21 protein-coding genes and 1 tRNA gene are annotated in these 25,809 nt (G+C 62.4%); 11 read left to right on the top strand and 11 right to left on the bottom strand.

What is annotated here, in order from left to right:
• From BV071_RS03935 to BV071_RS03910, 6 genes are all read right to left on the bottom strand, one after another.
• Nucleotides 1-1,185 (bottom strand): low temperature requirement protein A, encoded by a 1,185-nt coding sequence (locus tag BV071_RS03935; protein ID WP_035602441.1) that lies wholly within the window; start codon nt 1,183-1,185, stop codon nt 1-3.
• Entirely contained in the window at nt 1,182-1,565 is a 384-nt protein-coding gene (locus tag BV071_RS32450; RefSeq protein ID WP_265594051.1) for a DoxX family protein, read from the bottom strand. Before BV071_RS32450 ends, BV071_RS03935 begins: the two co-directional genes overlap by 4 nt.
• A 106-nt stretch (nt 1,566-1,671) precedes the next feature.
• Nucleotides 1,672-5,280, bottom strand: a complete 3,609-nt coding sequence (locus BV071_RS03925) for a PQQ-dependent sugar dehydrogenase (protein ID WP_265594050.1) — start codon at nt 5,278-5,280, stop codon at nt 1,672-1,674.
• A gap of 188 nt (nt 5,281-5,468) precedes the next feature.
• Nucleotides 5,469-6,560 (bottom strand): magnesium/cobalt transporter CorA, encoded by a 1,092-nt coding sequence (gene corA, locus BV071_RS03920; protein ID WP_052572855.1) that lies wholly within the window; start codon nt 6,558-6,560, stop codon nt 5,469-5,471.
• Nucleotides 6,561-6,628: 68 nt separating this feature from the next.
• Nucleotides 6,629-6,994 (bottom strand): hypothetical protein, encoded by a 366-nt coding sequence (locus tag BV071_RS03915; protein WP_035602435.1) that lies wholly within the window; start codon nt 6,992-6,994, stop codon nt 6,629-6,631.
• A 134-nt stretch (nt 6,995-7,128) separates the two neighbouring features.
• Nucleotides 7,129-8,388 (bottom strand): alginate export family protein, encoded by a 1,260-nt coding sequence (locus tag BV071_RS03910; RefSeq protein ID WP_265594049.1) that lies wholly within the window; start codon nt 8,386-8,388, stop codon nt 7,129-7,131.
• Between the two features lie 113 nt (nt 8,389-8,501).
• On the opposite strand from BV071_RS03910, the gene BV071_RS35145 reads away from it, so the two are divergent.
• From BV071_RS35145 to BV071_RS03890, 4 genes are all read left to right on the top strand, one after another.
• A complete protein-coding gene (locus tag BV071_RS35145; RefSeq protein WP_035602429.1) occupies nt 8,502-9,491 on the top strand; it encodes an AEC family transporter in 990 nt (329 codons plus the stop codon).
• Nucleotides 9,492-9,726: 235 nt separating this feature from the next.
• On the top strand, nt 9,727-10,545 hold the full coding sequence (locus tag BV071_RS03900; RefSeq protein ID WP_052572853.1) for an IclR family transcriptional regulator: 819 nt from the start codon (nt 9,727-9,729) through the stop codon (nt 10,543-10,545).
• On the top strand, nt 10,542-13,502 hold the full coding sequence (locus BV071_RS03895) for a PSD1 and planctomycete cytochrome C domain-containing protein (RefSeq protein WP_052572851.1): 2,961 nt from the start codon (nt 10,542-10,544) through the stop codon (nt 13,500-13,502). The genes BV071_RS03900 and BV071_RS03895 overlap by 4 nt, the downstream gene beginning before the upstream one ends.
• Before the next feature lie 6 nt (nt 13,503-13,508).
• Nucleotides 13,509-14,963: a DUF1501 domain-containing protein gene (locus BV071_RS03890; protein ID WP_035602427.1), complete on the top strand. Its 1,455-nt coding sequence runs from the start codon at nt 13,509-13,511 to the stop codon at nt 14,961-14,963.
• 13 nt (nt 14,964-14,976) lie between these two features.
• Here BV071_RS03890 and BV071_RS03885 read toward each other — a convergent pair whose 3' ends face one another.
• Nucleotides 14,977-16,263: a hypothetical protein gene (locus BV071_RS03885; RefSeq protein ID WP_035602424.1), complete on the bottom strand. Its 1,287-nt coding sequence runs from the start codon at nt 16,261-16,263 to the stop codon at nt 14,977-14,979.
• A 52-nt stretch (nt 16,264-16,315) separates the two neighbouring features.
• Nucleotides 16,316-17,200, bottom strand: coding sequence for an RNA polymerase sigma factor (locus BV071_RS03880; protein ID WP_035602422.1), 885 nt, complete (start codon nt 17,198-17,200; stop codon nt 16,316-16,318).
• 141 nt (nt 17,201-17,341) lie between these two features.
• Here BV071_RS03880 and BV071_RS03875 point away from each other — a divergent pair, with 141 nt between their 5' ends.
• The 3 genes from BV071_RS03875 (at nt 17,342) to BV071_RS03865 (ending at nt 19,910) form a co-directional block, all read left to right on the top strand.
• Complete coding sequence (locus tag BV071_RS03875; RefSeq protein WP_035602419.1) at nt 17,342-17,851, top strand: hypothetical protein; 510 nt, start codon at nt 17,342-17,344, stop codon at nt 17,849-17,851.
• Complete coding sequence (locus tag BV071_RS03870; RefSeq protein ID WP_035602416.1) at nt 17,848-18,447, top strand: DUF4291 domain-containing protein; 600 nt, start codon at nt 17,848-17,850, stop codon at nt 18,445-18,447. The genes BV071_RS03875 and BV071_RS03870 overlap by 4 nt, the downstream gene beginning before the upstream one ends.
• A 110-nt stretch (nt 18,448-18,557) precedes the next feature.
• A complete protein-coding gene (locus tag BV071_RS03865; protein ID WP_035602413.1) occupies nt 18,558-19,910 on the top strand; it encodes a basic secretory protein-like protein in 1,353 nt (450 codons plus the stop codon).
• Nucleotides 19,911-19,977: 67 nt separating this feature from the next.
• On the opposite strand, the gene BV071_RS03860 is transcribed toward BV071_RS03865, so the two are convergent.
• Entirely contained in the window at nt 19,978-20,865 is an 888-nt protein-coding gene (locus BV071_RS03860) for a hypothetical protein (protein WP_265594048.1), read from the bottom strand.
• Nucleotides 20,866-20,950: 85 nt separating this feature from the next.
• Between BV071_RS03860 and BV071_RS03855 the strand changes: the two genes are divergently transcribed.
• The 4 genes from BV071_RS03855 (at nt 20,951) to BV071_RS03840 (ending at nt 23,730) form a co-directional block, all read left to right on the top strand.
• On the top strand, nt 20,951-21,448 hold the full coding sequence (locus BV071_RS03855; protein WP_035602407.1) for a hypothetical protein: 498 nt from the start codon (nt 20,951-20,953) through the stop codon (nt 21,446-21,448).
• A gap of 49 nt (nt 21,449-21,497) precedes the next feature.
• The gene (locus tag BV071_RS03850) at nt 21,498-22,625 is read left to right on the top strand and encodes a glycerate kinase (RefSeq protein ID WP_265594047.1); all 1,128 of its coding nucleotides are present in this window, start codon (nt 21,498-21,500) and stop codon (nt 22,623-22,625) included.
• A 13-nt stretch (nt 22,626-22,638) separates the two neighbouring features.
• On the top strand, nt 22,639-23,565 hold the full coding sequence (fabD, locus tag BV071_RS03845; protein WP_035602401.1) for an ACP S-malonyltransferase: 927 nt from the start codon (nt 22,639-22,641) through the stop codon (nt 23,563-23,565).
• Between the two features lie 88 nt (nt 23,566-23,653).
• Nucleotides 23,654-23,730, top strand: a tRNA-Asp gene (locus BV071_RS03840).
• A 73-nt stretch (nt 23,731-23,803) separates the two neighbouring features.
• On the opposite strand, the gene BV071_RS03835 is transcribed toward BV071_RS03840, so the two are convergent.
• Together BV071_RS03835 and BV071_RS03830 are read right to left on the bottom strand one after the other, a co-directional pair.
• On the bottom strand, nt 23,804-25,003 hold the full coding sequence (locus BV071_RS03835; RefSeq protein WP_035602399.1) for a DUF3616 domain-containing protein: 1,200 nt from the start codon (nt 25,001-25,003) through the stop codon (nt 23,804-23,806).
• 105 nt (nt 25,004-25,108) lie between these two features.
• Entirely contained in the window at nt 25,109-25,807 is a 699-nt protein-coding gene (locus BV071_RS03830) for an SDR family NAD(P)-dependent oxidoreductase (protein WP_035602396.1), read from the bottom strand.
• Between the last annotated feature and the right edge of the window lie 2 nt (nt 25,808-25,809).

Raw genomic sequence — 25,809 nt, 5'->3', positions numbered from 1 at the left:
TTAGTGTAGGGCCGGAGCTTCTTCGATCTGCAGGCAATTCGAGCGCCGCTCCCACCACGCCAGGACGCAGAGCACCAGGCTGCCGATTGCCATCAGGAGCCACGGTTCCAGCGCGTGGGCGAGGGGGAACAGCGCAGCTAACAGGACAATGGCCAACAGGTGTGCCCGCGAAGTGTGGCCGGCAATGGCTCGCTTGAAGAGCACGCTCCCGAAAAGATAGAGCATATTGCCGCCAAGCACGGCGATGATCGTAGGCAGCTCACTGTGGCCGGAGGGGTGGGCGAGCACGAATTCATCCGCCACCGCGCTGAGGATGATCCCGGCGACCGGAATGAGATGCAGGTAGGTATAGGCCAGCCGGGCGAGCTGGCCAGGGTTCTCCGACTTGGCGATGCGATGGGTGCCGAAGTCCGAGGCGGAATCGAAATAAAGCCACCACATGGCGATACTGCCGGCCAGGGAGGCGACGAATGCACTGATCACCGCGGCGTTCCAGACCAGCTCGCTGAAGGTAGCGCCCGCGACCAGGATCGACTCGCCCAGAGCGATGATGATGAAGAGACCGCAGCGCTCCGCGATGTGGTGGCCGGAGACCTTCCACTCGGTCGAGGCGGACCTTCCCAGTCCCGGCACCGGGAAGCCGAGCGAGGGTGAAATGTATTCGATCACGAGCGCGCCTCCCCAGCAAATCATGCGCGTCGTCGGTTCCGCAAAGGCCCCGGCCAGCCACAGGATGGCAGAAGAGCTGAACCAGCATAGGATCCGCTGGAAGTTGCGGGTCAGATTGGGATCGCCCCGCACGGCCCACAGGAAGAAGAGGCTGCGTCCGACTTGCATGGTCACATAGGCCCTGGCGAAGGCGATGCCACGGCTGGTGAAAGCAGCAGGAATCGCGGCGGACAGCACCAGACCCAGGGTCATCAGCACCAGTAGAGCCAGCCGGACCGGCAGCTTCTCCGGATCCAGCCAGTTGGTGACCCAGGTGGTGAAGATCCAGACCCACCAGACCGCGAGCAGCAGCATTGCGGTCTGGAGCGCTCCTAGCGGCGAGAAGTGCCCGATCAGGGCGTGCGAGAGCTGGGTGACCGCGAAGACGAAGACCAAGTCAAAGAACAGCTCCACGAAGGCCACTTTCGCGGAATCGTGGCCCTGCCGGGCGCGGAGTAGGGCGGGCGAGTCGCTCATGGATCCACATTCACGCCCTGCGACTCATGGGCGTCGATCCAAGAAACCAGCAGCAGGCCGCCGATGGCCGAGAGGCTTTTGAAGAAACTGATCAGTTCCCCGTGCTGTTCGGGTCCGACATAGTTCCAAAAGGGGTGGAGGGCGAAGGCGTCCACGCCGGTCATGATCGCCATCAGCATGGCGACGCGCCCCGTTTGCCAGCCGAACATCAGAGCCAGGCCGAGCAGCATCTGGAAGGCGGAGAAGAGAGTCCACAAGGGAGTCAGGTTGAGACCGTTGGGAAAGATGTGCGTGGCGCTGAGCACGCGTTCGAGGCCAAAGCTCACGAAGGCACTGGCGATCAGCACGCGTGCTACCACATAAGTCGCTCTTGGATTCATCTCGGAAGAGGGGAGAGAGTGACACTAAAGCTATCTTCACGGTCGATGCCAAGCAAGATGTCTAACCGCTGTTTGAACGGGTAGTGTTCGTGGGAGCCCGGGGGCCTCAGGGCTGTTCCCCGCTGACTGCTGCCATCCGGAACTCCGCCGTGTCGTCATAGCTACCGAATCCAAGCCTCCCAACCGGGAAAGTCGTGTCGTTGGCGGTCATGAAGGGTGTGCTCATGTTGTCGGCATAGACCGCGATCGCTCCGGTGGCGGAGTGGGTCACCCGGTAGGTCTGCCAATTTGAGGTCAGCTTCACCGGTGGACTGGCGGGGGATTGGATTGGCGTGGCGGTCGTGCCATCCACCTTCACGATGACGTTCTGCGTAGTGCTATTCGAGGTCCCGGCGATGTGGGCGTAGTAGAAGTGGGTCTCATCGACATAGCCGAAAATCATCACGATATCCCGCTGGGTGGTGCTGGGGGAGCGCAGGGTGTGGCCTTCCAGATTGAAGGTCACATTGCGCCAGTCCCCCGGGATCAAGGCGTAGCCGCAGGGTCGCGCGACCATCCCGGAAACCTGGCTGCCAGCCGCACTCAAGGTGAGCAGGCCATCGCTATGCGCCCAAGTGCTGGACGCGGATAGAACCAGTCCGGCGGGAAGCGCCTCGCCGCTGAAGTCGCTGCTCCAGGAGGCGGCATGAAAACCCCGGCGTGACAGCTCCGCCGCCTGGAAAAAGCGCTGCACCCGGTCGATCGGCAGGGTCATCTGCTGCCACGAGCTGTCGCCCTCGACGGCCGCTCCCAAGGGCTGCCATCCCTTCAGGTCGGACGACTCGAAGAGCTGGAAGGCGCGGTTGTCCCGGGTGGCGTAGGAAAGAGTGACCTGCGAGCCATTCCGCTCCAGCGAGGTGGGGGCCCAGTCCGGTGCCAAGGGATCGCCGAGATTCATTCCCTGATACGCATGGAGGTCGTCGATATCGATGGCTTGGTTGCCGGTGCCGCTGCCAGTCGCGGCGATGTTGAGGAAATGCGTGATCGGGGACTCCGCCTGGCGCCGGAAGTGCATGGTGCCGCCGAGCTGAACTTGGGTGCTGTGGACGCCGCCCTGAATGTAGGCCTGCCAGGTCTGTCCGCCCGAGGCCACGCCCCGGTTCGAAGCCACCAGCCAGACATTGTACCAGACGTCGCTTTGCAAGGCGGGGCAGGGCGTGCCGTTGGTCGTAGCCGGCAGGAAGGATTCAGTGCCCGCCGGACCATCATACATGGAGATCATGCCGCCGGGCGAGATCCGCCACTGCGGGGCGAAGTCGTTCTCCGTGTAGAGCGCGGGATCGGCCGGGTCCGTGGCGCTGGCACCGAAGCTATGTTTCAGGTTCGTTCCTTCCAGCCTCATCCGGAAGAACAAGGTGAGTGTCTGGCTCACCTGCGTGGTGAATGGCAGCGGCTTGGCGATAATCGCATTCGCATTCGCCGCGGCGGATGATGATGCGGTCCGGCGCAGATACCGATTGCCGGAGGGCTCGGTGACGATGCCCACTGACTGCGCCGCGGCTCCCGGGATCTCCCAGGAATCGAGCGGTGCGACTCCTTCGAAGTGGTCGATCAGACGCCAGTCCTGCGCCACGGGATCGGAGAGATTGATGTGGCCGGAGTCCACATACAGATCGTCGAAGTAAATCTCGGTGCCTGCGGCCAAGCGCCAGTAGAAGGTCTTGAGCGCAGCGGAGATTCCAGCGGTAAACTTCACGCCGGTTTTCACCAGCGTGGGCACGCCGTAGCTACCGCCCTTCACATACACGTCGAAGCTGTCGTTGGCCGTGCCGCTGGCATTGTTCACCTGTAGCCATACCGAGTACCAAGTCTTGGCCTGCGCATCGAAGGCCGAGCCAAAGGTGTTGGCATCGCTTACCTCGATCCTCCCCGGATTGGTGTTAATCGAGCGCAGCTGCACCTTCAGGTTCGTGGCGCTGCTCGGGTTGGTGGCTTCGCTCAGGCCCCAGCGATGCTCGTGGTTCTGGTCGATCAGGCAGAAGCGGAAGAAGACCGTGCCGCGGCTGCCGTCCGGGATCGGCGGGATGGCGATGCTGGTATTCAGCGTGGTGCTGCCAGCCGAGCGGAGGCGCATCACGCGGTTCACCGCGCCTTCCGTGGGATCGTTCACCACCTGCACCGAGCTTCCCGCCACCGATTGGTTCATCGCGGGAAGTATCCCGTTTTCGAAGTTGCCGAGGATTGTCCAGTCGTCGCCATCACCGTAGGGCGGTGGATTGCCGATGCTGGTGTCCGCCTTCACGCGGTAGATCGTTCCGTTCTGCTTCGAGAGCAGGTAGAGCTCGCCATTCTGATCCTGGCCAAGCCGCAGGTCCGCGCGGCTGGCTCCCAGCATCGAACGGAAGCTGGTCGCCACCCCATTGGTCTCCACGCCTAACAGCTTGGGCGGTGCCGGGGTATCCGCAGTGTTGGTGGTGGGCGCGAGATTCATCGCGGACTCCGGCATCATGAAAAGACCGCCGCTGACGATGTCCCCGCAGATGTAGTTCCCCTGAAGCTCTGGAATCCCGGTGCCGCGGTAAACAAAGCCTCCGGCGACGGCAGCCCGTCCGTCATTGTGATCATACTGGCTGACGGGATAGACGTAGGCACTGGAGGACGAAGCGGGCAGGGGATAGACGTGGGTCTTGTCCGTGTAGTCGAAGAGGTAAGCTCCCTCACGCTGGGGCCAGCCGTGGTTGGTTCCCTTGGTCACCACCTCGATCTCCTCGATCGTGCTCTCGCCGATGTTTCCGCAGAACATCTTGTGACTGCCACCGCGATCCCAAGAGATGCGGTGTGGATTCCGAAAGCCGTAGGCGTAGATCTCGCGCACCACCGGGAAGCCATCGCCGGGCGTCGGGTCGGTGGCAGTCACGTAGGGGTTCGCATTCGCAGGACCGGAGGGAATGTAGTATTTTCCGTTCTTCGAGAGCGTGAAGTTCGCGGCACTTTGGCCACTGGGGATCACCGGGGTGATGCGATGGATGCAACCCAGCGGTGAATCAATCCGGCCGATGTTCCCCGGTTGATCGAGCACGATCGAACCGCCATCGCCCATGCAGACGAAGAGGCAGCCGTAATTCTCACTGCCCGGCGTTGCCGTCGGGTCGAACTCGATTTCCTGCAGGTCATGGAAATCGTAGGGGAAGCCGAAGCGCAGGATCTCACGCTTGGTGAAATTGGCAGGCGAGGTCGTGATCGCAGTCGCCGCCGGGTTGCTCATCGTCCACTCGGTGACGATGCCGATCTGCGACAAATCGGTGGCTCCCGGCCCCACGAAATCGGGGGCCGTGCTACCCGCGTTCTCACTGTGCGCGGTGTAGAACTTGCCGTAGCCCGGTGCGCCGACTTGGCGGAACTCCGGATGAAAGGTGAAGGATGCGAAACCGGTCCCGAGCCCGGGCGTATTGATGAATCCGGGGAAGTGGACCGAGAGGTCGAGGAACTCGCTGGCGGAGGTCGCGCTGGTGCTGGAAATCGCCCAGAGCTTGCCTCGCAGGTCATTGCAGAACAGGCGCGACTCACCCGGGCAGGGCTTCAGGTGGTTGATGCGGGCCTTCGGGGTCGAAGTGCTGCTGGCCGGAATCGTCAGCCACGACTTCACTTCCACGCTCACGCCGGAGGGCAGCGGGACCGGATGCGGATTTGTCAGGGCACCAGTGGCAGCGGAAAGGGGGAGAGGGGCGTACGCCACCGCCAACGCGAGAAAGGCGGCGGGGACGCTTGCGGTCCGGTGCTTGGTCCCTCGGGCGACAAGGGGGATCAATCGAAACACAGGCCAATATTTCCTCTTTCTTTCAGATCAGGCAAGTTGAATGGTCTAACTGTTGGGATATTGGTATTTCTTTCAAAGATGCCCGGGGAATAGCTCTTTTTTCGGCCCTAGAGCCACTTCTTCCATCGGAAGAAAAACAATTGTGCCACCGCAATCAGCAGCATGGCGACCATGACGATGATATATCCGTGCGGCTCGTAGAGCTCCGGCATGTTCAGGGGCAGGCCGCGGTGCTCCGGTGGATCCGGCGCGAAGTTCATCCCGTAGACCCCGGCGATGAAGGTCAGGGGAATGAAAATCGCGGTGATCACGGTGAGCACGCGCATCACTTCGTTGGTCCGCAGGCCGACGCTGGAATGATACAGTTCCATCAGGCCGGTGGTGATTTCCTTGTAGCTCTCCACGAAATCCATGAGCTGTACCGTGTGGTCGTAGCAATCCCGCAGGAAGATCTTGGTCGGCTCCTTGATCAGGCCCGTGTGGTCGTGGAGCAAACCGTTCACCACATCGCGCAGTGGCCAGACGTAGCGCCGTAGTTGCGTCAGGCTGCGGCGATGCTCGTGCAGCTTCATCACCATCGAGCGGTCCGGACGTTCGAGGAGTTCGTCCTCGAGGTCCTCGATGGCGTTGCTGATTTCATCCAGAACCGGGAAGTAGTGGTCGATAATCGAGTCCAGAAGCGCATAGGCCAGATAGTCGGCCTGGGCCGTGCGGATGATCCCGCGCCCGGCTCGCAGCCGCTCCCGCACGGGGTTGAAGACGTCGTAGTCCGCTTCCTCCTGAACGGTGATCAAGTAGTTCTCGCCGAGGAAGAAGCTGACCTGCTCCCCACAGATCCGGCCCTTCTTGTCCTGATAGACCATGTGCGCGACAATGAACAGGTAGTCGGAATAGGGCTCTACCTTCGGGCGCTGCCCGGTGTGAAGGACATCCTCCAGCGCGAGCGGGTGGAGATTGAAATGCTTGCCCAGAGCCTCCAGGCACTCCAAGTCGGTGATCCCATCGATGTTGATCCAGCTCACCTTGGAGCTGTTCAGTTGTTCGATGAGTTCGGCGGGGTTGACGATCTCCCGCTCCACGAGGTTCCCCGCGTCGTATTCCACCAAGCAGATCTTGGGCTTCGGCGCGGGGGAAGCGGGCGCCGGGAGAGTCAGGGTGCCGGGAGCTGAGCCCGGCACCGCATGCCGCGTTTTGAACATGCCGGGAGCCTATCGGAGTCGGACCACGCTGCAAGGGGACTCCTCTTGAACGGCAGCCTTCAATCCCGTCAGAGATCACTCCATGGCTCGACTCCCGAAACCATCCCCAGCAAAAGGCTCCGCTTCACCACGCAGAAGACCCGCGGCTGTTGTTCCTTGGGCACCCGCCTGCCGCCGGGTCTGAGGTAAACGTCGTAGCCCACACTCCGTCCCCGACGGTGGTCAGGACCGAGGTCGAGAAGCCCGCGGAACTTTTCGATCCGGGCAACCTTCTTGCCTTCTTTTTTAAAGTGACGCCGCAGAGCCCGCCTTGAGCGCCACTGCACGATTGCGGTCCGGATCAAGCCCGCCACCACCAGTCCTACCACCACGAGTGACAGGGCACCGAAGAGCGAAAGATCCGCCCACGTTGCCCTGCTGATGGAATAGTACATCCGGTCGACTAAATGCCGGAAAATTTTAATTTATCAAGCGTGAAAGTTAATGTGTGTTAACTTAATTGGAATGGCGGGGGCGGGTGTCATTCGCTGCGTCATGGCTTCCTGGGGCTCCGCTCAGGCTCTCTCCTTCAAAAGCTCAAGCGGAAGCTGGCCTGCACGTAGTCCACGCTACTGCCGCAAATATCCTCGATCGCGGCGCCGGCTTCGTGATGGGTGTAGCCGAGGAAGTATTCGAGGTCCTTGCGTGGGTTCCAAGCTACGGAGGCATTGAAGGCCGTGCCGAGGTAGCGGTTGCCGTCCGGCCGGGGAGTTGCGAGGCGTTGCAGCGGCGGACCGTAGATCGAGTCGTGGGTGCTGAAAAGCCACTGGAAGTTCACGCCCAGGCTGATCTCCACCTGCTCGCAGGGATGCAGGCCCAGCAGGGGATTCAGATTGTAGAGGTTGGAGGGCGAGAGGAAGCCGCCTTCGTTGAAGTAGTTGTTCGCCTGGAAGAGGGGGTGGAAGGAGTGAATCGTCCCGCCCTTGTCGCCGCCTGAGATGACATCGGCGCGGAGCTGCGGCACGGGCTTCCATGGCAAGGTGGAGAGTTCCCTGCCGACGCCAAGGCTTGCCGCGCCCGCGAGAATATCCCGGCCACCGGCGTCACCGAACTGGGCGATCAACTCGGTATTGTGCAGCCAAGGACCCTCTGTCCGCCAAAAGCGTGCACCGAGCGTGTGCCGCGTTTCGTGGCCGCCGGGAGCGAAGATCGAGTCCTCATCCCGCAGACCGATGTAGTAAATGTCGGCGAAATTGTCCCGACCCCACGGCAGCGGCGTGACAGCGTAGACACTCCACAAGAGCAGCTCGCCCGGATCCGAGCTATTGTCGAAGGCATCGGGCTCGACCCGCACCGGCGAGGCAATAAAGGCATCTACTCGCGAGTTCTCGCCACGCTGCCACGACAGCAACACGGCATCGTGGGAGAGCCGTTGGTTAGCGCCCTCACGGGCGGCCAACAAGCGCCCGGAGCCGTAGTAGAGCGTCTGTCTGCCGACCCGGGCCTCCAGGGTGCTCTCATCGAGGGGCAGCCGACCCTGGATGAAGCACTGGAGCAGGTCGGGATCGTCCTCGTCCGGCGGCGCGAGCGGGGATTCCTTGCCCGCCATTTTTCCCCAGGTGAACTCGGCGGCGAAGCGCAGGGACTCGCCATAGTCCGCCGTGGTCATGATCTGCACCCGCTGATGGATCCAGTCATCGTCCTTGATCGGGTCGAAGCCGAAGTCCAGCCCGTGGTAGCTCTCATACATCGTCCGGGCCTGTCCCTTGATGGAGAATTGCCAGTCTTCCTGTGCCTCTGCTCCGGCGATCAGGGACAGGCAAATGAGGAGTGGCGCGGATTTCGTCATGGAACATTCCGGGTTTGGGAAGCCGCGGGTCATTGTGACCTTTTCCGATATAGGTGAAAGCATCCACTGATCCGGCTTGTTGGGAGCGGGTTGGGGGGAAATGCTGCGCGCGCGTGGACGAAGCATCGAAGGCGGTTTTAGCGGCGGTTCTGCCGGTGTATTTGTTGATTCTGGCCGGTGCCGCCCTGCGCAGGATCGGGATTCTCAAACAGGACCAGGACCAGCCGGTCTTCCATCTCGTCTTCAGCGTTCTCTACCCCTGCCTGATCCTCGACAAGATTCTGGGCAGCGAGAGCGTCCGGCACGTCAGCTCGGTGGGCTGGGGGATCGGGATGGGCTTCGGCCTGACGGTTCTCGGTTTCGCCGGGGCTTGGCTGGCGGCGGGACTCTTGCGCTTCCACAAGGGCACGGGCCAGCGGACCTTCACCCTGACCGCGGGGGTCCAGAATTTCGGCTACACCGCGATCCCCGTGGTCTCCCAGATCTGGCCTGCGGGAGCGGTGGCAATGCTCTTCGTCCACAATCTCGGGGTGGAACTCGCGATCTGGTCGGTCGGAGTGATGATCTTGTCCGGGGAGAAAACGGTGCAGTGGAAACGGCTGGTGAACGGGCCGGTCGTCTCGGTCATCCTGGGCCTATTGCTCGTCGCAACCGGTGTGGACAAGTTCCTGACCCCGCTCCCGGAAAGCGGTCCCGGCCCGGAGGGGCTGATGTGGTTCGGCGCGATGGTCCGGAAGTCCATGAGCTGGCTGGGTGCCGGGACCTTCCCGGTCGCCATCCTGATCACCGGGGCGGTGATGTGGGACATGGTGGGAGCGGAGCGCCCCTCCTTCCGCGTAGTCGCTGGTGGCTGCGTGGTGCGCCTCGCCGTGCTACCGATGATGCTGCTGGCGGCGGCCAAGTTCCTTCCCGCGCCCGAGTCTCTCAAGCAGGTGCTGATCGTCCAAGCGGCCATGCCCTCCGCCATGACCCCGATCATGCTGGCCAAGGTCTACGGCGGGCGGCCGGGCGTGGCGGTCCAAATCGTGATCGCCACCACCGTGGTCAGCCTCTTCACGCTACCCTTCGTGATCGTCTGGGGGCGGCAGTGGTTGGGGCTGTAAGTCGTCGCGGAACACCCGGCGAGCTGGCAAAATAGGATACAAAAAATTCTATTTCAGCCCGGGCTCCCTTTCGCGGGGCCAAGAAACAATTCATTCGGCATTAGCGAATTCCGGAATCCTCATTTTCCGGGCGATTTCTCAGTTTTTGGACCGCGACTATGCCGGAGGAAACGGAGTTAGAAACTTGAAAGGCGGCCGCAGATTCCCTTGTATCGGGAGGCGCACGCCGTTTCATATGACAAACGAATCCGACTGGGAAAACACCTCCGACAATCCTAGGGCACGCTACATCGTGCCGAACCTCGACCGTGCCTTGGTGATGCTGGAGCTCCTGAGCTCTCGGCCGGAGGGCATCAACGTGAGCGACCTGGGGGTGGAGCTGAAAATCCCCAAGAATAGTGCATTCCGCATCGCGGTGACTTTGGAGAACCGCGGCTTCCTCGAGAAGGTGGAGAATACCAAGCGCTACCGCCTCACTCCGCGCCTTCTCATCCTCGGCGCGATGTCCGTGACCGACGCGAACCTCTTCGAGAAGTCGATCGATGTGATGCGCCGCCTGCGCGACGCGACAGGCGAGACGGCCCTGCTCGGCACTTTGGCCGACGACGAAGGCGTGGTGCTCGACCAAGCGCTTGGCACGCACCATTTCAAATTCGCCGTCGATCCCGGCACCCGCTTCTGCCTGCACACCGCCGCGCCCGGCAAGGCGATGCTGGCCGGTCTGCCGGAGAAGGAGCGCATCGAGCGCGTGAAGCGCCTGAAGATGCCTCGCTTCACTGCGAATACCATTACCTCCCACGACGCATTCCTGGAGCACCTGAAGGAAGTCGGAGCCCGCGGCTACGGTTTCGATCTCGCGGAGGAAATGGAAGGACAGACCTGCATTGGAGCGGCTATCCGCGGTGCCACTGGTGCCGTGATCGCAGCCCTGTGGATCACCGCCCCCTCCTCGCGGATTCAGGACGGCCAACTCGACGCCTTCGGCGCGGTGGTCAAAGCCCATGCGGATGAAATTTCCAGCCGCTTTGGTGCCGTTCTATCCCAGATTGCATGAGGTTTCTCGGACTCATTGGACTTGGTCTCGCGGGAACGGCGGCAATTTCTGCTGCCGCTGAAAGCGAGGGCGTGGAGTTCTTCCGCAACGAGGTGAAGCCGATCTTGGAGCAGAATTGCTTCAAGTGTCACGGCGGCCTCGATGAGAAGGGCCACCCCAAGATCAAGAGCAACCTGCAGCTCATCAGCCGCAAGGGGCTGATGAAGGGCGGCGCGCACGGTGCCGCCTTCAATGAGTCCGATCCGGCCAAGAGCCTGTTGTTAGAAGTCGTCTCCTACTCGAACGAGGACCTCCAGATGCCGCCAAAGGGCAAGCTGGGGGAAGATGAGATCGCCAAGATCACCAAGTGGATCGGCATGGGCGCGCCGTGGACGCCGGAGGATGCGGACAAGCTGGTGGAGATCCACGATCCGCTGGCTGGCGTTACCGAGGTCAACGAGAAGACCAAGTCCCACTGGTCCTACAAACCGATGGAGCGCCCGCCGGTGCCGCAGGTGGCGGAGGCCGAATGGAATGCCAATCCCATCGATGCCTTCCTGCGCGCCAAGATCGATGAGAAGGGGCTGCAACCCGTGGGTGAAGCCTCGCGGGCGGCTCTGCTACGGCGGCTGTCGTACGACCTCACCGGACTTGCTCCGACCTTGGACGAGATCAAGGCCTTTGAAGCCGACCAATCGCCCGATGCCTGGAGCAAGCAGGTGGAGCGCCTGTTGGCCTCGCCGACCTATGGCGAGAAATGGGCGCGCCACTGGCTGGATGTGGTTCGCTACGCGGAGTCGAACGGCTTCGAGCGAGACAACGACAAGCCCTACGTCTGGCGCTACCGCGACTACGTGATCCGTAGTTTTAACAACGACAAGCCCTACAACCGCTTCGTCGCAGAGCAGATCGCCGGCGACGAACTTCCGGACAAGACCGCGGACTCGCAGATTGCCACCGGCATGCTGCGGCTGATGCCGTGGGACGACGAGCCGGCCGACCGCAAGCAGCACTTCTTCGATGTGCTGGATGACAATGTCCGTGTGGTGACGGAAGGCTTCCTGGGGATGACTGCGGGTTGCGCCCGCTGTCACGACCACAAGGGCGATCCGATCCCGCAGAAGGATTACTACAAGTTCGTCTCCTTCTTCCGCAACATGGAGCCGATGGGCCGTGGCGGCAAACAGACCGAGTTCATCGAGGCTCCGGACATGGTTCATGATCGCGACAAGGTGCTCGCGGATCTGGCCGTGGAGGAAAAAAGCATCCGCGAATGGATGGCGGGTGCGGAAAGCGACGCCTTGGCCAATGTCAGCCGGACGCGTCCAGAGATTGCCGAGAAGGTCAGCAGGCTGTCTGGAATGGATCGCTGGCTGATCACCGACGCCCGGATGCGTCCGACCAACTGGTACTACACGCTGAAGGAGCCGACCGAAGATTGGTCCGCGGTCGGCTTCCGGGCCGAGCGCGCGAACTGGCAGCAAGGGGTAGCCGGCTTCGGCACCGCGGCACCCGGGGTACAGGCCCGCACGGTGTGGACCGGCCAAGACATCTGGCTGCAAACCAGCTTCGGTCTGGAAACCATCCCGAAGGCGGTCCTGATGCACCTCTATCACGATGAGGACATCGAGATTTATCTGAATGGTCGGCCGGTGCTTCAGCAGGAAGATTACACCACGGAATACGAGCGGATCGAAGCCCCGAAGGCCTTCATGGAAGCACTCCAGACGGGCCGCAATGTCCTGGCGGTGCACGTCCACCAGCGGGCGGGCGGCCAGTACTTCGACCTCGGTCTGGAGGTGGATGCGATCACGCCATCGGACATCGTCCTGAATCAGGATTACCGCGCGGCCAGCCGCAAGGACCGGGGGACCTACCTTCGCGACCAGAAGCGCTTGGAGGAGATTGCTTCTCTCAAGAGGTCGCCCGGCGTTGAAGCGATGGTCGTCACGGAAGGCGGGCCGAATCCGCCGGTGACCCATGTGCTGCTGCGCGGCAGCGCGCATGCTGAAGGCGATGAAGTGACACCCGGCTTCCCGGCGATCTGGGGCGGCGAGCCCGCCGTGATCACGCCGCCGGCAAAGGACGCGAAGACCAGCAATCGCCGCTTGGCCCTGGCGAACTGGATTACCCGCGACGACAACCCGCGCACCGCGCGCGTGATGGTCAATCGCATCTGGCAACACCACTTCGGCCGCGGCCTGTGCCCGACGCCGAATGACTTCGGCTACCTAGGCACTCCGGCGACTCATCCGGAGTTGCTCGACTGGCTTGCTTCCGAGTTCGTCGCGAAGGGCTGGAGTGTGAAGGAAATGCATCGCCTGATCCTCAACTCGAAGGCCTATCGCATGTCGATCGCCTCCGAGCCTAAGGCCGCCGCTGCGGATCCCGCGAATGATCTCTTCTGGCGCTTCAACCCGCGCCGCCTGAGCGCGGAGGAACTGCGCGACTCGATGCTTGCCAGCACCGGTGAGCTCAATCTCGAGATGGCGGGCCCCAGCGTCTACATCCCGATGCCCGAGGAAGTGCTCGCAACTTCTTCCACCAAGGGTGGCAAGTGGGGCACGAGCCCGCCGGATCAAGCGAACCGCCGCAGCGTGTATGTGAAGATCAAGCGCTCGCTGCAGCCGCCGATGTTCACGGACTTCGACCTCGCGGACACGGACAATTCCTGCCCGGTGCGCTTCTCCACCACCGTGCCCACCCAGGCACTGGCGATGATGAACAGCGAGTTCGTGCACGAGAAGGCCAAGAACCTCGCAGCTCGCCTCGAGCAGGAGCGCCCCGGAGACCTCCAGGGACAGATTCAGCGCGCCTTCGAACTGGTACTGTCCCGCGATCCCGATGAATCCGAAGTGGCATTGTCGCTCGGCTTCATCAACAAGCTGAAGAGTGAGAGCCAGCTCGCGCCCGACGTCGCGCTCCAGCGCTTCTGTATCGCTGTCTTCAGCTTCAACGAATTTTTCTATCTCGACTAGCTTGCCATGATTCTTCGTCCGCCCACGGGCAACTTCTGCGGCCGTATCCACCGCCGCGAGTTCCTCCACCAGCTTGGTGGTGGCTTCACCTCGCTCGCGCTTGCCGGGATGATGTCCCGCGACGGGGCCTTTGCCTCGGAGCTGGGCTACGACAATCCGCTGGCGCCGAAGCAGCCGCTGCTGCCGGCCAAGGCGAAGTCGGTGATCTTCCTCTTCATGTATGGCGGGCCGAGCCACATCGACACCTTCGACTACAAGCCGAAGATGTACCCGCTGGATGGCAAGACGATCCCGATCAAGACCTTCGGCCGCGGCGGCAAGAAGAACGAGGGTCGCGTGGTCGGCCCGAAGTGGCAGTTCAAGCAATACGGCCAGAGCGGCAAGTTCGTCTCCGAGCTCTTCCCGAACATCGGCGAGTGCGTGGATGACATCGCCTTCATCCACTCCATGACCGCAGAGTCGCCGATTCACGGCTCGGCGATGTTGATGATGAACAGCGGCTCGCTGCTCTCCGGCAAGCCCTCGATGGGTTCCTGGGTCAACTACGGCCTCGGCTCTCTGAACGAGAACCTGCCCGGCTACGTGGTGATGCTCGACAAGACCGGCGGCCCCATCTCCGGCGCCAAGAACTGGAGCAGCGGCTACATGCCCGCCAGCTATCAGGGCGTGGTCTTCCGCTCGCAGGGCAACCCGATCCTCAATCTCCAGAACCGCCCCGGCATGGATCGCGTGCAGCAGCGCTCGCTGCTCGATTTCATGGGCGACATCAACCAGCAGCACCTCAAGGGCCGTGAGCATAACTCCGACCTCGCCGCGCGCATCGCTTCCTACGAGCTGGCCTACCGCATGCAGGCCACCGCTCCGGAGGCCATCGACGTGGACAATGAGCCGGAGCACGTGAAGAAGCTCTACGGCATGGATGGCACGCGCACCGATGACTTCGCGCGCAAGTGCATCCTCGCTCGCCGCCTCGTCGAACGCGGCACCCGCTTCATCCAGATCTATTCCGGCGGCGCCCACAACGACGACAACTGGGATGCCCACGGCGACCTAGTGAAGAACCATACCTTCCACGCCGGCAATACCGACAAGCCGATCGCGGGCCTGCTCAAGGACCTGAAGCAGCGTGGCTTGTTAGACGAAACCCTGGTGATCTGGGGCGGTGAGTTCGGCCGCCAGCCGACCGCCGAATACGCGGAAGGCACCGGCCGCGACCACAATGCCTACGGCTTCACGACTTGGATGGCCGGCGGCGGCATCAAGGGCGGCACCACTTTCGGCGAGACCGATGAACTCGGCGGCGAGGCGGTGAAGGACCGCGTGCAGGTGAAGAACCTCCACGCCACCGTGCTCCAGCAGATGGGCCTCGACCCGAATCACCTGAGCTACTTCTACGGCGGGCTGGATCAGAAGCTCGTCGGCGTGGAAGGGGCGGATCCGATTCGCGAGATCATCGCCTGAGGCAGGGCTGCGCTCACTCCCGCTCGGCGGCGGCCGAGGCCTTCATATAGATCGGCCTCGTGTAATTCGGCACGGTCAGGCCGCGTTCCGCGCAGTAAGCCTTGGCGTCTTCCGGCTTGGCCTTGGCCCAAGCCTCGAGCGCAGTGTCGTAGCTGTGACCCTGCGGGCCACCGACGGCGCGCTCGATGTCCTCCAGGAAGGCGGTTGCATCCGCCGACTCCAGACGCGAGAACACGGCGACGCCGCTCATGTGGGACATCCGGTCGAGGTGCGACTTGTAGAAGTTCGCCGCTGTGCGGACATCTTGCTGCGCAAGGTGCCCCAAGATGCTGGAGGAGGCTATACGCGCGTTGTCTTCGCGCATCGCTTCAAAGTGGGTGATGGCGGCACTCTGGTCCTTTTGGATCCAGTACTTGAAAATCCATGTGGCGGCATTGGTGGACATGGGCTCCTGTCCCAGATGCCCGACGATCCAGTCGGCATGCTCTTCGCTCGGGTCTCCTGACAAGCGGCGCGTGATGGTTTGGAGGGCATCGTTGCGGACCTTGCCGGCGGGCATCTTTTCGAAGAAGACGAGGGCCTCTTCTTTCTGCTGCCTCATCCATCGTTCCATCACCGCATCGATGCTGCTAAACTCGGTGTCTCCACCCATGCGGCTGAGAATCCACTCCGCCGCGGCTTGCGGACTGGTCTCGGCCAGTTCCTCCGCGACCATGTTGTTCGCGCCCTTCTTCAGCTTCTCGTCCTGCAGGCCGTCGATCCATTCCGCGGCGGCGTCTTTGCCCTTGGTGATGAGCTGCGGGAGCATGCTGGTCAGTGCCGTGCGCCGGTTCATGCCGAAGGGCATCTCCGCCAGCAGCGCGGTGGCCTTTGTTAGATCATGGCTAGCGACGCTTCTGATCAGGCCGACCATGAAGGGATCCGGCAGATCTTCGGTGGCGGGATAACCCTCGCGGGCCTTGGCCCAAGCGATGGCAGCGTCCGGATCCTGCGCGCCCCAGACGCTTGCGATGGTTTGGAGCTGGGAGTCCCGGTCCATGACTTCGCTGTAAGGGAGGCGCTTGGGATCCATTACGGCTTGGGCGGCTCCCATAGGATCGCGCTTGGTCCATGCCGAAAGCATCATCTGCTGGGCGGAGGCAAGAGCCTGTCCCTCGGCAGTGGTTTTGGGTCGCTGCTGGAAAAGGAACTCAACCATCTCCGGAAACTCGTCAGCTTCGAGCCTGGCCATGAAGCGCTCGATTGCCTGGCTGCGATAGACGGCATCGCCGTTGCCGAGGATCATGCGCAGCATCGCCATGCGGCCTTCCTTGGTGCTGGGGAAGCTGTCGTTGCTGCTGGTTCTGCGGCCGCTACTGCCGCGCGGAGCCTTGGCGTTGCTCCGTCACCAGCGCGGTCGATGAGCCCACGGCGGCGGCGTCCGCCTGGGCACTGGCAATGCCATTGGTGCGGCCCGCGAAATAGGCACCGGCACCGATGGCGACGATGGCGCTGGTGGTGTAGATCTGCGACTTGGTCATAAGCGAAAAGGTGGTGAAGGAAATGGCTGGGGCTGCCGGAGCGGCGAGACAGTGGCCGGTGATCGCCGCGACCTTGGCGGCGGGCGCGGCCTTCGCGGTGGGCACGCTGAGGTAGGCGGCCAGCGCGGTGACGCTGAGGGTGGCGGTGCCGGGCAAGGGAGCGGCGAGACGTTCGCGCAGTTTCGCGAGCGCGCGCTCCAGCCGCTTGCGGACCGCCGCGCTGCTCAGGCCCAGTCGGCGCGCGGCTTCGTCCGAGCTGCAGCGCTCCATGAAGCGCAGGGTGAGCACCTCTTGATCCTGGCGAGGCAGGCGCAGTAACTCCTGATCGAGGCGCGGCGAGATCGTATTCCAGACGGACTCCGGGTCCTCTGGCTCGGGCATGAGATCCACGGCGGCTTCACGTTTCCGGCGGCGGTCTTCGGAGCGGATTAGATCGATCGCGCGGCGCACCGCGTGCCGGTGCAGCCAGGCGCAGACCACTGTGTCTTGTGGAAGCTGCCGGGCCTTGCGGGCCAGCAGCAGGAAGACGTCCTGCGCCACGTCGTCCAACCATGGAGAACCGGTGCCCAAGACGCGCGCCGCTGCTTCCTGCACGGTCGACAGGTGGCGCTCGACCAAGCGGCGGAAGGCCTCCGCATCGCCACTGGCGGCGTAGCGGTGGAGATCCGCATCCTGGCGGTCGGGGTTCGAGGTTTGGCGGAAGGGGATCAAGCTCACTCAGGGGCCTTTCTATCCTTAGCCGTCGCCATCGGCAATTTGTGACATCGGCGGATTTGGTCTTCGCCGGGGAGCAAGGTGCTACACGCCGCCGGCTTCTTTCCAATCGCGGTGACCCTCTGATTTTGATAGGCCAAGGGCGTGATAGGCACTCTCCACAAGCTGCGCTGCCAAGGCTGCGGAGCGAGCGTGCCGGTGAGGGAGGGCGAGCGCTTCGTCGATTGCACCTATTGCGGCTCCCGCCAGGAAGTCGTCATCCCCGAATCCCAAACCGCCGAGCTCAGTGCCCGTTGCGGTGAGCTTGAAACGCGCGAAGAGCTGCGCCGTCTGGACGCCGAATGGCAAAAATACCTGCGCAGCGTTTCGGTGACCTTGCCTTCCGGCGAGATCCAGCCGCCGGGCGCGACGGTCCGGGTGGAGGGTTTCATGGTGGGAATCATGGCCGCCCTGTTCGGAGCGTTCACGCTGCTCAAGTACTCGATATGGTGGGTGCTGGTCGTGATTCCGGTCATCGGTACGATTGCCGCATGGTTCTTCATCACGGCGGGCATGAAGCGTGAGCGCGCCTTCAATGCCGAGCTCAAGAGCTACCACGCCAAACGCAAGGAACTCGTGAAGAGGCTCGGCGACAGGGAGGAGGCATTTCCTTGAGCGCGAGCCACGAGATTCGCGCGACCTTCGACCGCGATAGCATCACGGTTTATCAGGCCTATGGTAGTGCCATCGCAGATGCGGCAGTGAAGGCCCAGCGCTTCGTCGAGCCCTTCTCCTTCGGCCGCATGACGTGGATCAAGCCCTCCTTCCTCTGGCTCATGCACCGCAGCAACTGGGGCGGGAAGAGCGGGCAGGAGCGGACCTTGGCAGTGGTGATCCGCCGCAAGGGCTGGGAGTCCGCGCTATCGCAAGGGGTGCTCACTTCCTACGAGCCCGGCGTTTTCAAGAGCCGGGAGGACTGGGACCGCCGCTTCCAGGCCGCCACGGTGCACGTGCAGTGGGACCCGGAGCGGAGCCTGCGCGGCGCGGCCCAGAGCTACTTCAGCATTCAGGTCGGCCTGAGCCGTCATGTGATCCGGGAGTTTGCGGAGGAATGGATACTAAGGATCGTGGATGAATCTCCGCGTGTCGCGAAGATCCATGCCTTGCTGCGGGCGGGTAAGGCGGATGAGGCCAAGCGCCACCTCCCCGCCGAGCGGATTTACGACCTTCCTGCCACCATCGGCCGCCCCCTGATGATTGGCGGCAAGTAGTGCCGGGAAAATTCCGCCGCCCCCTACACCGGAGCGGGGGGGAAAGACGTAACTTCCCGACAAAATCCGGCTCGCGTGTCGCTATGCCCGGACCTCGAACGCATCCCATCATGAATCCCCGTTTCCTTCTCCCGCTGCTTCCGCTCGTTTCGACTTCTTTTGCCGCCGATCCTGCCGTCAAGGTCACGGTCGGCCACAGCACGGAAGCAAATGTCTTCAAGCCTGGCGAGGTCGCCCCGCCTGCGATGAATGACGCGGGAGCGAAGGCCTTCTTCAAGATCGTCTCCGGCAAGGCTGACGAGAACTGCGGTGTCCTGCCGGTGCTGCAGGACGGCAAGGCCGCAGGCAATGATGACGATCCGGAGCACAACTTCTTCTTCGGCATCGGCGAGAAGGGCGGCCGGATCAGCGCGGATCTCAAGGGGCCGATCGATCTGAAGGAAGTAGCGACTTATTCGTGGCATTCCGGCGAGCGCGCCCCGCAGATTTACAAGCTCTACGGCAGCGATGGCAGCGCGCCGGGCTTCAATGCCGAACCGGCGGCTGGCGTCGATCCCGCCAGCGTTGGCTGGAAGCTGATCGCGAATGTGGACACGCACGAAAAGGGCGCGGGCCAGCATGGCGTCTCCATCACGGGTGAGAACGGCGCCTCGCTCGGCACCTTCAATCGCCTGCTCTTCGACATCCAGGCGAACGATGACCCAAACGGCTGGGGGAACACCTTCCTCAGCGAGATCGATATCGTGGATGCCAAGGGCCCCGCGCTGCAGCGCTACGAGCGCAAGATCGAGACCCTCACTTCGAAGGACGGGAAGTTTAAGTATATCCTCGATTCCTCCGAGTCTCCCGATCTCGCGGACTGGGCGAAAATTAACCTGATGCCCGTGATGGAGGAGTGGTATCCCAAGATCATCGCGATGCTGCCGGTGGAGGGCTACACTCCGCCGGATACGATCTACTTCACCATGAAGCAGGCGACCACGCTACCCGGCTATGCGCAGGGCGTGCCCGCCTATGCCAGCGGCAACAATGTGACGCTGAATGCCAATTTCATGCGCGACCAGCAGGGTGGCGAGGCGGTGGGCTGCGCGATTCATGAGATCGTCCACGTGGTGCAATTCGGCAGCCCCGGTGGCTCCACTCGCGGCGAGCGTCCGCCGACTTGGGTGACCGAGGGCGTGGCCGACTACATCCGCTGGTTCCTCTACGAGCCGCAGGCCAAGGGCGCGGAGATTACCAAGCGCAACTTCGGCAGCGCGAACTATGATTCCAGCTATCGTGTGACCGCGAACTTCTACGACTTCGTGATCAAGAACCACGAGAAGGACCTGATGCGGAAGCTCAACCTCGCTACCCACAACGGCTATAGCGCCGATCTCTGGAAGGAGTGGACCGGCAAGACCGCGGACGAACTCAACGAGGCTTGGAAGGCGGGGAACAAGACGCGCCTCGGGATCGAGTGAGCCACTGACGGCTTGATGAGTTTTCACGAACGCGGATCCCTTGCGGGGTCCGCGTTTTTCTTTTGGCTCAAGCCCAGCTCTTCGCCACCAGGCTGCGGAGCATGGCGTCCAGCGTATCAAGCTTTGGAGTGATCTCTGCTTGGTGCTGCTTGAGCCAAGCTTCGGCATCGGTGACGTAGGCATCGTAGCCTTTTTCCAATTCTTCGTAGCGGGCGAGGCTGCGTCCGAGGTGCTCTGCTTTCTCACCCCGCTCCGGCAGGCCGGGCAGATCGATGGGGAAGGTGGCGATGATCTGGCAGCTGTTGTCGTCGGACATGCCGAGGAACAAGTAGTGCAGGTCGCCCTTGGTCATCAGGTCCGTCTCGATTTCCCACTCCGCGATCATCCTCACCCCGTGCCCGCCGTTGAAATCGATCCGCTGTGGCAGGCAGCGGTAGGACAAGGAAGCGTCCATGAAAGCGGGGCAGGGGCGGGGGGCTTGTCCGTTGAGGATGCCATCCATTCTTTCGCGCAGGTGCCCTGACGTGAAAGCAAGTTTACCTTCCTGGGGCTTGCCGTTGGTGAAGGCGTCATCCCATTGATCCAAGCGATGGATCAGGATCTGCGGTGCGGTGGGATCGTCGCCCGGATCCTTGGTGTTGAAGTCGATTCCCTTGGGCAGGGCGGCGGGAAGGCGGATGGCCCAGTGTTCCGGCCGACATCCCCAACTCGGCTTCAGGACAAGGCTCTGGTCCTTTTGAAAAGCCTGCCACTCATCCTCGGTGTAGAGTGGCCGGAGCGGAACCTTCTCGATGATGGCGGTAGCTTTCCACTCCGGCGGAAGGGTCACGGAGAAGGGGCCGGCTTTCAGCGGATCCGCTTCACTCGTCTGGGTAGGGGCGGGTGCGGGCTTGTGCTCATCCCGGCATCCGCTTAGGGCCGAGCCAGCGAGAAGGAGCCAATGGCGACGGTTCACGGACAAAGTCTAAACCTCCTGGCGGGGAAAACCCAAGCCTCCTTTCCAATCGCACTCCCGACCGGCTCATGTTAGGAATTCCATCGTGAACGCAACCACCACTCTCCAGAGCCTTTGCTGCCAAGGTTGTGGTGCGCCCCTTTCCATCGGGAAGGGCTCTCGGCTGGTGCGCTGCGGCTACTGTGCCCGGCAGGCGCAGATCGCGGAAACTCCTGACCCGGGACTCGCGGGTCAGTTGGAGAATCTCAAGCTGCGCGAGGATCTGCGTGAGCTGGATTCGGCGTGGGAGAAGTACAAGCTCTCCGTCTCGTCGCGGGATCAGAGGGGTGCGTATCACTCGCCCAGCGCGGGGACGGCCTTCGGCTACCTGGTGCTTGGAGGATTCGTGACGCTTCTCGCGTGTTTGGCGCTGGGTGCCATGGCCTCGCCGTGGTCCTTCCTGATAGCGGTTCCCATTGGGATTTGGATCACCCGTCATTTCTGGTCGGCGGAGCTGGAGCGGGTGAATGCATTCATTTCCGTGCGCGACCGCTACGCGGCCCGTCGCGCGGATCTGGTGCGCCGCCTTGGTGTGCGGAATTGAGATCTGCATGTGCAGGGTGACGCGCATTTCAGGTTTCCCGTAGGCCGCCTTGCTCCACACTCGCCCTGTGAAGGTCCTGCTGGCGTGCGATAAGTTCAAAGGTTCCCTGAGTGCGGTCGAGGCCTGTGAGGCCATTCGCTCGGGCTTGCCCGAGGATTGGACTGCGGAGTTCTGCCCGATTGCCGATGGCGGGGAGGGCTTCATCGATGCCATGCTCGCAGCGACCGGTGGCGAGCTGGTCACTGCTCCGGCGAGCGATGCCCTCGGCCGCCCAGTGGAAGCGAGCTACGGTGTTTATCGTAGTCCGGAAGGACCGGTGGCGATTCTCGAGATGTCTGCGGCCAGCGGTCTGTGGCGGATCGCGGCGGACGAGCGCAAGCCCCGCTGGGCTAGCACCTTTGGCACCGGCCAGCTCATGCGTCATGCCATTGAGGTTTCGGGAGCGATCCGCCTGCTCGTTGGCATCGGCGGTAGTGCGACGAATGACGGTGGCGCGGGAATGGCGACTGCGCTGGGTGTCCGCTTTCTGGATGAACGCGGTTACCCGATGGAGGGATCTCCGGGCTGCCTGGCCCACGTCCACTACCTCGACGATACACAGCGCATTGCCCTGCCGGAAATCATCGTGGCCTGCGATGTGGATAACCCGCTGACGGGGCCGCGCGGCTGTTCTGCGGTCTTCGGTCCTCAGAAGGGCGCTACGCCGGAAGACGTGGCCTTTCTCGATGCCACCTTGGAGCGCCTTGTCGTCATCACCGCAGGGCAAGTTCAGGCAAATACTCCTGGAGCCGGAGCCGCGGGTGGCTTGGGCTTCGGCCTGATGCGCTTCGCGAATGCGAAGTTGGTTTCGGGCTTCGATTTGGTTGCCGATGCTCTTGGCATCAAGGAACGAATTTCCGCGGCCGATCTGGTGATCACTGGCGAGGGCTCGCTGGATTTCCAGACTCTGGGCGGCAAGGGCCCTGCCGGAGTCGCCGCGATGGCCAAGGCGGCCGGGGTGCCTGTGCTCGCCGTCGCTGGCCGGGTGGAAGAGAGTGCCGGGGCGCTTTTCGATGCGGCTTTGTCCTTGGAATCCCTCGGTCTGCCCTTGGCGGAATCGATCGCCCGCGCGCCGGAATTGCTGACCCGCCTGGTGTCCGGTCATGAGGGCTTGCTCCGCGGGCTTGTTGCCCGCTAGGACAGGCGTCGCAATGAGCGACGTCGTTCTTCTATTCTCCGGACAGGGCGCCCAGAAAGTGGGCATGGGCAAGGATTTTCACGAGGCATCGGAGACGGCGCGGGCCCTCTTCCGCAAGGCCGATGAAGTGCTCGGTTTTTCCCTTTCCCAAACGATGTTTGAGGGGCCGGACGATGAACTGACCCGCACCTCACGCTGCCAGCCCGCCCTGTATCTCCATGGATTGGTGGCCCTAGCGCTCTTGAAGGAGCGGGTAGGGGGACTGAACCCGGTGGCCGCCGCCGGACTTTCCCTCGGAGAATTCACAGCCCACTCCGCTGCGGGGACTTTCTCTTTCGAGGATGGCCTCAAGCTTGTCGCCCGCCGCGGTCTCTTCATGGAAGAAGCCTGCCAAGCCACCCAAGGTGCGATGGCCGCGCTGATCGGCGGCGAAGAGGATGCGGTGCGTGCGCTGGCGAAGGAATGCGACGTGGACGTGGCGAATTACAATGCGCCCGGTCAGATTGTTCTTTCCGGCACGGTCGCAGGCATTGATGCCGCAGTGGAAAAGGCCCGCGACCACGGCATCCGCCGTGCCATCAAGCTGAACGTCGCCGGTGCCTACCACAGCCGCCTGATGCAATCCGCGCAAGACAAGCTGGCAGCGGAGTTGACCGGCGTGGCGATGCAGTCTCCGGGGATTCCCGTAGTCTGCAATTTCGGTGCTTCCGTGGTGGCAGAGCCTGCGGAGATCCGGACCATGCTGGAGAAGCAGGTCACTGGCTCCGTGCGCTGGACGGAATCGATCAAGCTGCTGGTGGAAAAGGGCCATCGCACCTTCATCGAGCTTGGCCCAGGCAAGGTTCTGGCTGGCCTCGTGGCGAAGATCGACAAGGACGTGACCGTCCATTCCGTCGAAGATCTCGCCTCCTTGGAGGCCGTCTCGGAGAGCTTCGAATAATCGAAAGAAAAAGTGAAAATAGATGTTGCGCGGATCGGGAGGTCCCCATAGCTTCCGCGCACGCCGCAAGGCGCCTGAAGTTACCAGTGGAGCGGTAGTTCAGTTGGTTAGAATGCCGCCCTGTCACGGCGGAGGTCGCGGGTTCGAGTCCCGTCCGCTCCGCCACTGGTAACCCCAGTGGCTCGCCACCCGGAAGGGTGGCTTTTTTGTGGTCAGAATGAAGGGCCGCCCAGCTTGCTCAGACGATGGCTTGGGTGAGCGCCACCTCATCCACCAAGACAGTGGATTCACCGGGAAGGTGGCTTCCGCTTGGCGAATCCCGCAGGAGCAGCAAGCGGTCCTTCCAGATGGTGAGGCCCTCCGGATTTCCTTCGTCGATGGCTTGGGGAAGCGTTCCCGCCAGGTAAGGCTCGATTTCCGGCGAGATCTTCACAGCTTCCATTTCTTTCTGATCCTCCGTCTTCTTCGGCATCCGCCAGTGAAAGTCTTCCTCGCCTTTGTTGAGTGCGGCTCTCGCGCCTTTCCATCGGTAGATCGTCGCGGGCCATGGTGCCGGGATGTTCGGGCCTGCAAGGATCAGCAGGTCGTCGCCATGGAAACAGAGGTCACGAATCGACAAGCCGCCGAGATCGAGGAAATGCCTGCGGTAGAGTGAGCCATCCTTCGCTGGCTTCATGCGTAGCATCCCCACCGTCGCGTTGCCGGTGAAGGTCTCATCGAATTGCATCTCCAGAAGTACGGCCATGCCGCGTAGCACCGGTCCGCGCAGGCCGACCAGCAAGCGCTCTCCTTGGCCCTCCCAAGCCAAGCCCTCGATGTCCAGGCCATTGTCCTTGCCTGGAGTCTTCGCCTGCATGAAGGGGCCGAGCAGCGGATCATTCCACAAGGCCTTCGATAGCTCACTATGGGAGATCCCATCGGCACTCGTGGCTTGGTCTTCTTCCTCCTGGTCCTTGCCCACCGCCTTGCAATCGAGCCGGGCGGGAAAATGCCCACCGCTGTAGCTTCCCGGGGCCAGCGCCGAGGAGACTCCATTGTCGACTTTCAATGCCAGTCGCCCGAGCAGAAAACGATGGGGGTCGTAGGACAGCTTGCCGAGGTCCCTGAGGTTGTCCTCCTTGCTCTGGGTGGGCTTCGCCTGTTTCCGCTTCCGGCTGTGGGAGGCGATCAGCCAGAGATAGCTATTCTTCTCGTCCCAGTCCATTCCTTCCAAGTCGACTTCAGAGGCTGCATCCTTGGCCTTGAGGTGGGGGAGTTGGAAGGTCTCGACGAGATTCACCTCGGAGCCATGGACGAAATCCGCGCCATCCGGTGATTTCACCATGCGGAATACATTCACGCCTTCATCGCCGCCGATCCAGAGGTCGTCGCCGACCTTCACGAGGGCAGACAGAGATTGGGCGATTTGCGCGTCTTCTGCTTTCAAGACAAGGTTCATGGGAGGGGATTGGCATGATGGGTGGATGCATATCTCACCACCATCCCAAACAAGATATCAGGATGGTCCCGCCATCTGCAAGCTAGACTCGTGCGGTAGCGAGCCTCACTCCGGCAAATACCTCAACAGCCAGTCGATCAGCGCCCAGCGGCGGCTGACGTAAACGATTCGTCGGCCGCTCTCGATGGCTTCCACGATCTGCGCCGCGGCCTTGGCTGGAGTCGCCACCCAGAAGGGTTTGTCCGCCTTCATCATCGCGGTATCGACGAAGCCCGGACGTACGTCGGTCACTCGGATTGGCAGGCCCGAGCGTTTCGCGCGGAAATGCAATCCCTGCAGGTAGCGCGACATGAAGGCCTTTGATGCGCCATAGGCCGGTGCCTCCGCGGCACCTCGCAAAGCGGCCACCGAAGAAATTCCAACCAGGTGGCCGTGGCCTTGCTTTTCGAAGGCGCGCATCGCGGTCACGGCGAGGCGGGCGAAGCCGGTGACATTTGTCTCGATAGTCTCCGCTTCGGGTTTCCACGCGAGGTCGGGATTGAGATGTCCCGTTCCGGAACTGATCACCACCAAATCGACACTTTCCAGACTGCCGATCATTTCCTCGAGGACCCCGGCTGACTTGGGCTCAGTCAGATCCATCTGCCGCACGAGCTTCACTCGCGGATCTCCGCTTGCATGCGTCTCTAACAGATCCACACGCCGCGCTGCGATGCCGAGGAGGTAGCCTCGCTCTGAAAGCAGCTTCGCGAGTTCCAAGCCGATCCCCGAGGAGGCTCCGATGATGATCGCGCTTTTGCTCACGG

The sequence above is a fragment of the Haloferula sp. BvORR071 genome (assembly GCF_000739615.1).
In the GTDB taxonomy this organism is placed as follows: domain Bacteria; phylum Verrucomicrobiota; class Verrucomicrobiia; order Verrucomicrobiales; family Akkermansiaceae; genus Haloferula.
Note: the sequence above shows the minus strand (reverse complement) of the source record. Positions and strands in the feature narration are given on the sequence as shown.

Coding starts and splice junctions, on each gene's coding strand:
- BV071_RS03935 (WP_035602441.1), bottom strand. CDS start 1,185: ATGAGCGACTCGCCCGCCCTACTCCGCGCCCGGCAGGGCCACGATTCC.
- BV071_RS32450 (WP_265594051.1), bottom strand. CDS start 1,565: ATGAATCCAAGAGCGACTTATGTGGTAGCACGCGTGCTGATCGCCAGT.
- corA (WP_052572855.1), bottom strand. CDS start 6,560: ATGTTCAAAACGCGGCATGCGGTGCCGGGCTCAGCTCCCGGCACCCTG.
- BV071_RS03915 (WP_035602435.1), bottom strand. CDS start 6,994: ATGTACTATTCCATCAGCAGGGCAACGTGGGCGGATCTTTCGCTCTTC.
- BV071_RS03910 (WP_265594049.1), bottom strand. CDS start 8,388: ATGACGAAATCCGCGCCACTCCTCATTTGCCTGTCCCTGATCGCCGGA.
- BV071_RS03900 (WP_052572853.1), top strand. CDS start 9,727: ATGACAAACGAATCCGACTGGGAAAACACCTCCGACAATCCTAGGGCA.
- BV071_RS03895 (WP_052572851.1), top strand. CDS start 10,542: ATGAGGTTTCTCGGACTCATTGGACTTGGTCTCGCGGGAACGGCGGCA.
- BV071_RS03890 (WP_035602427.1), top strand. CDS start 13,509: ATGATTCTTCGTCCGCCCACGGGCAACTTCTGCGGCCGTATCCACCGC.
- BV071_RS03885 (WP_035602424.1), bottom strand. CDS start 16,263: ATGGCGATGCTGCGCATGATCCTCGGCAACGGCGATGCCGTCTATCGC.
- BV071_RS03865 (WP_035602413.1), top strand. CDS start 18,558: ATGAATCCCCGTTTCCTTCTCCCGCTGCTTCCGCTCGTTTCGACTTCT.
- fabD (WP_035602401.1), top strand. CDS start 22,639: ATGAGCGACGTCGTTCTTCTATTCTCCGGACAGGGCGCCCAGAAAGTG.
- BV071_RS03835 (WP_035602399.1), bottom strand. CDS start 25,003: ATGAACCTTGTCTTGAAAGCAGAAGACGCGCAAATCGCCCAATCTCTG.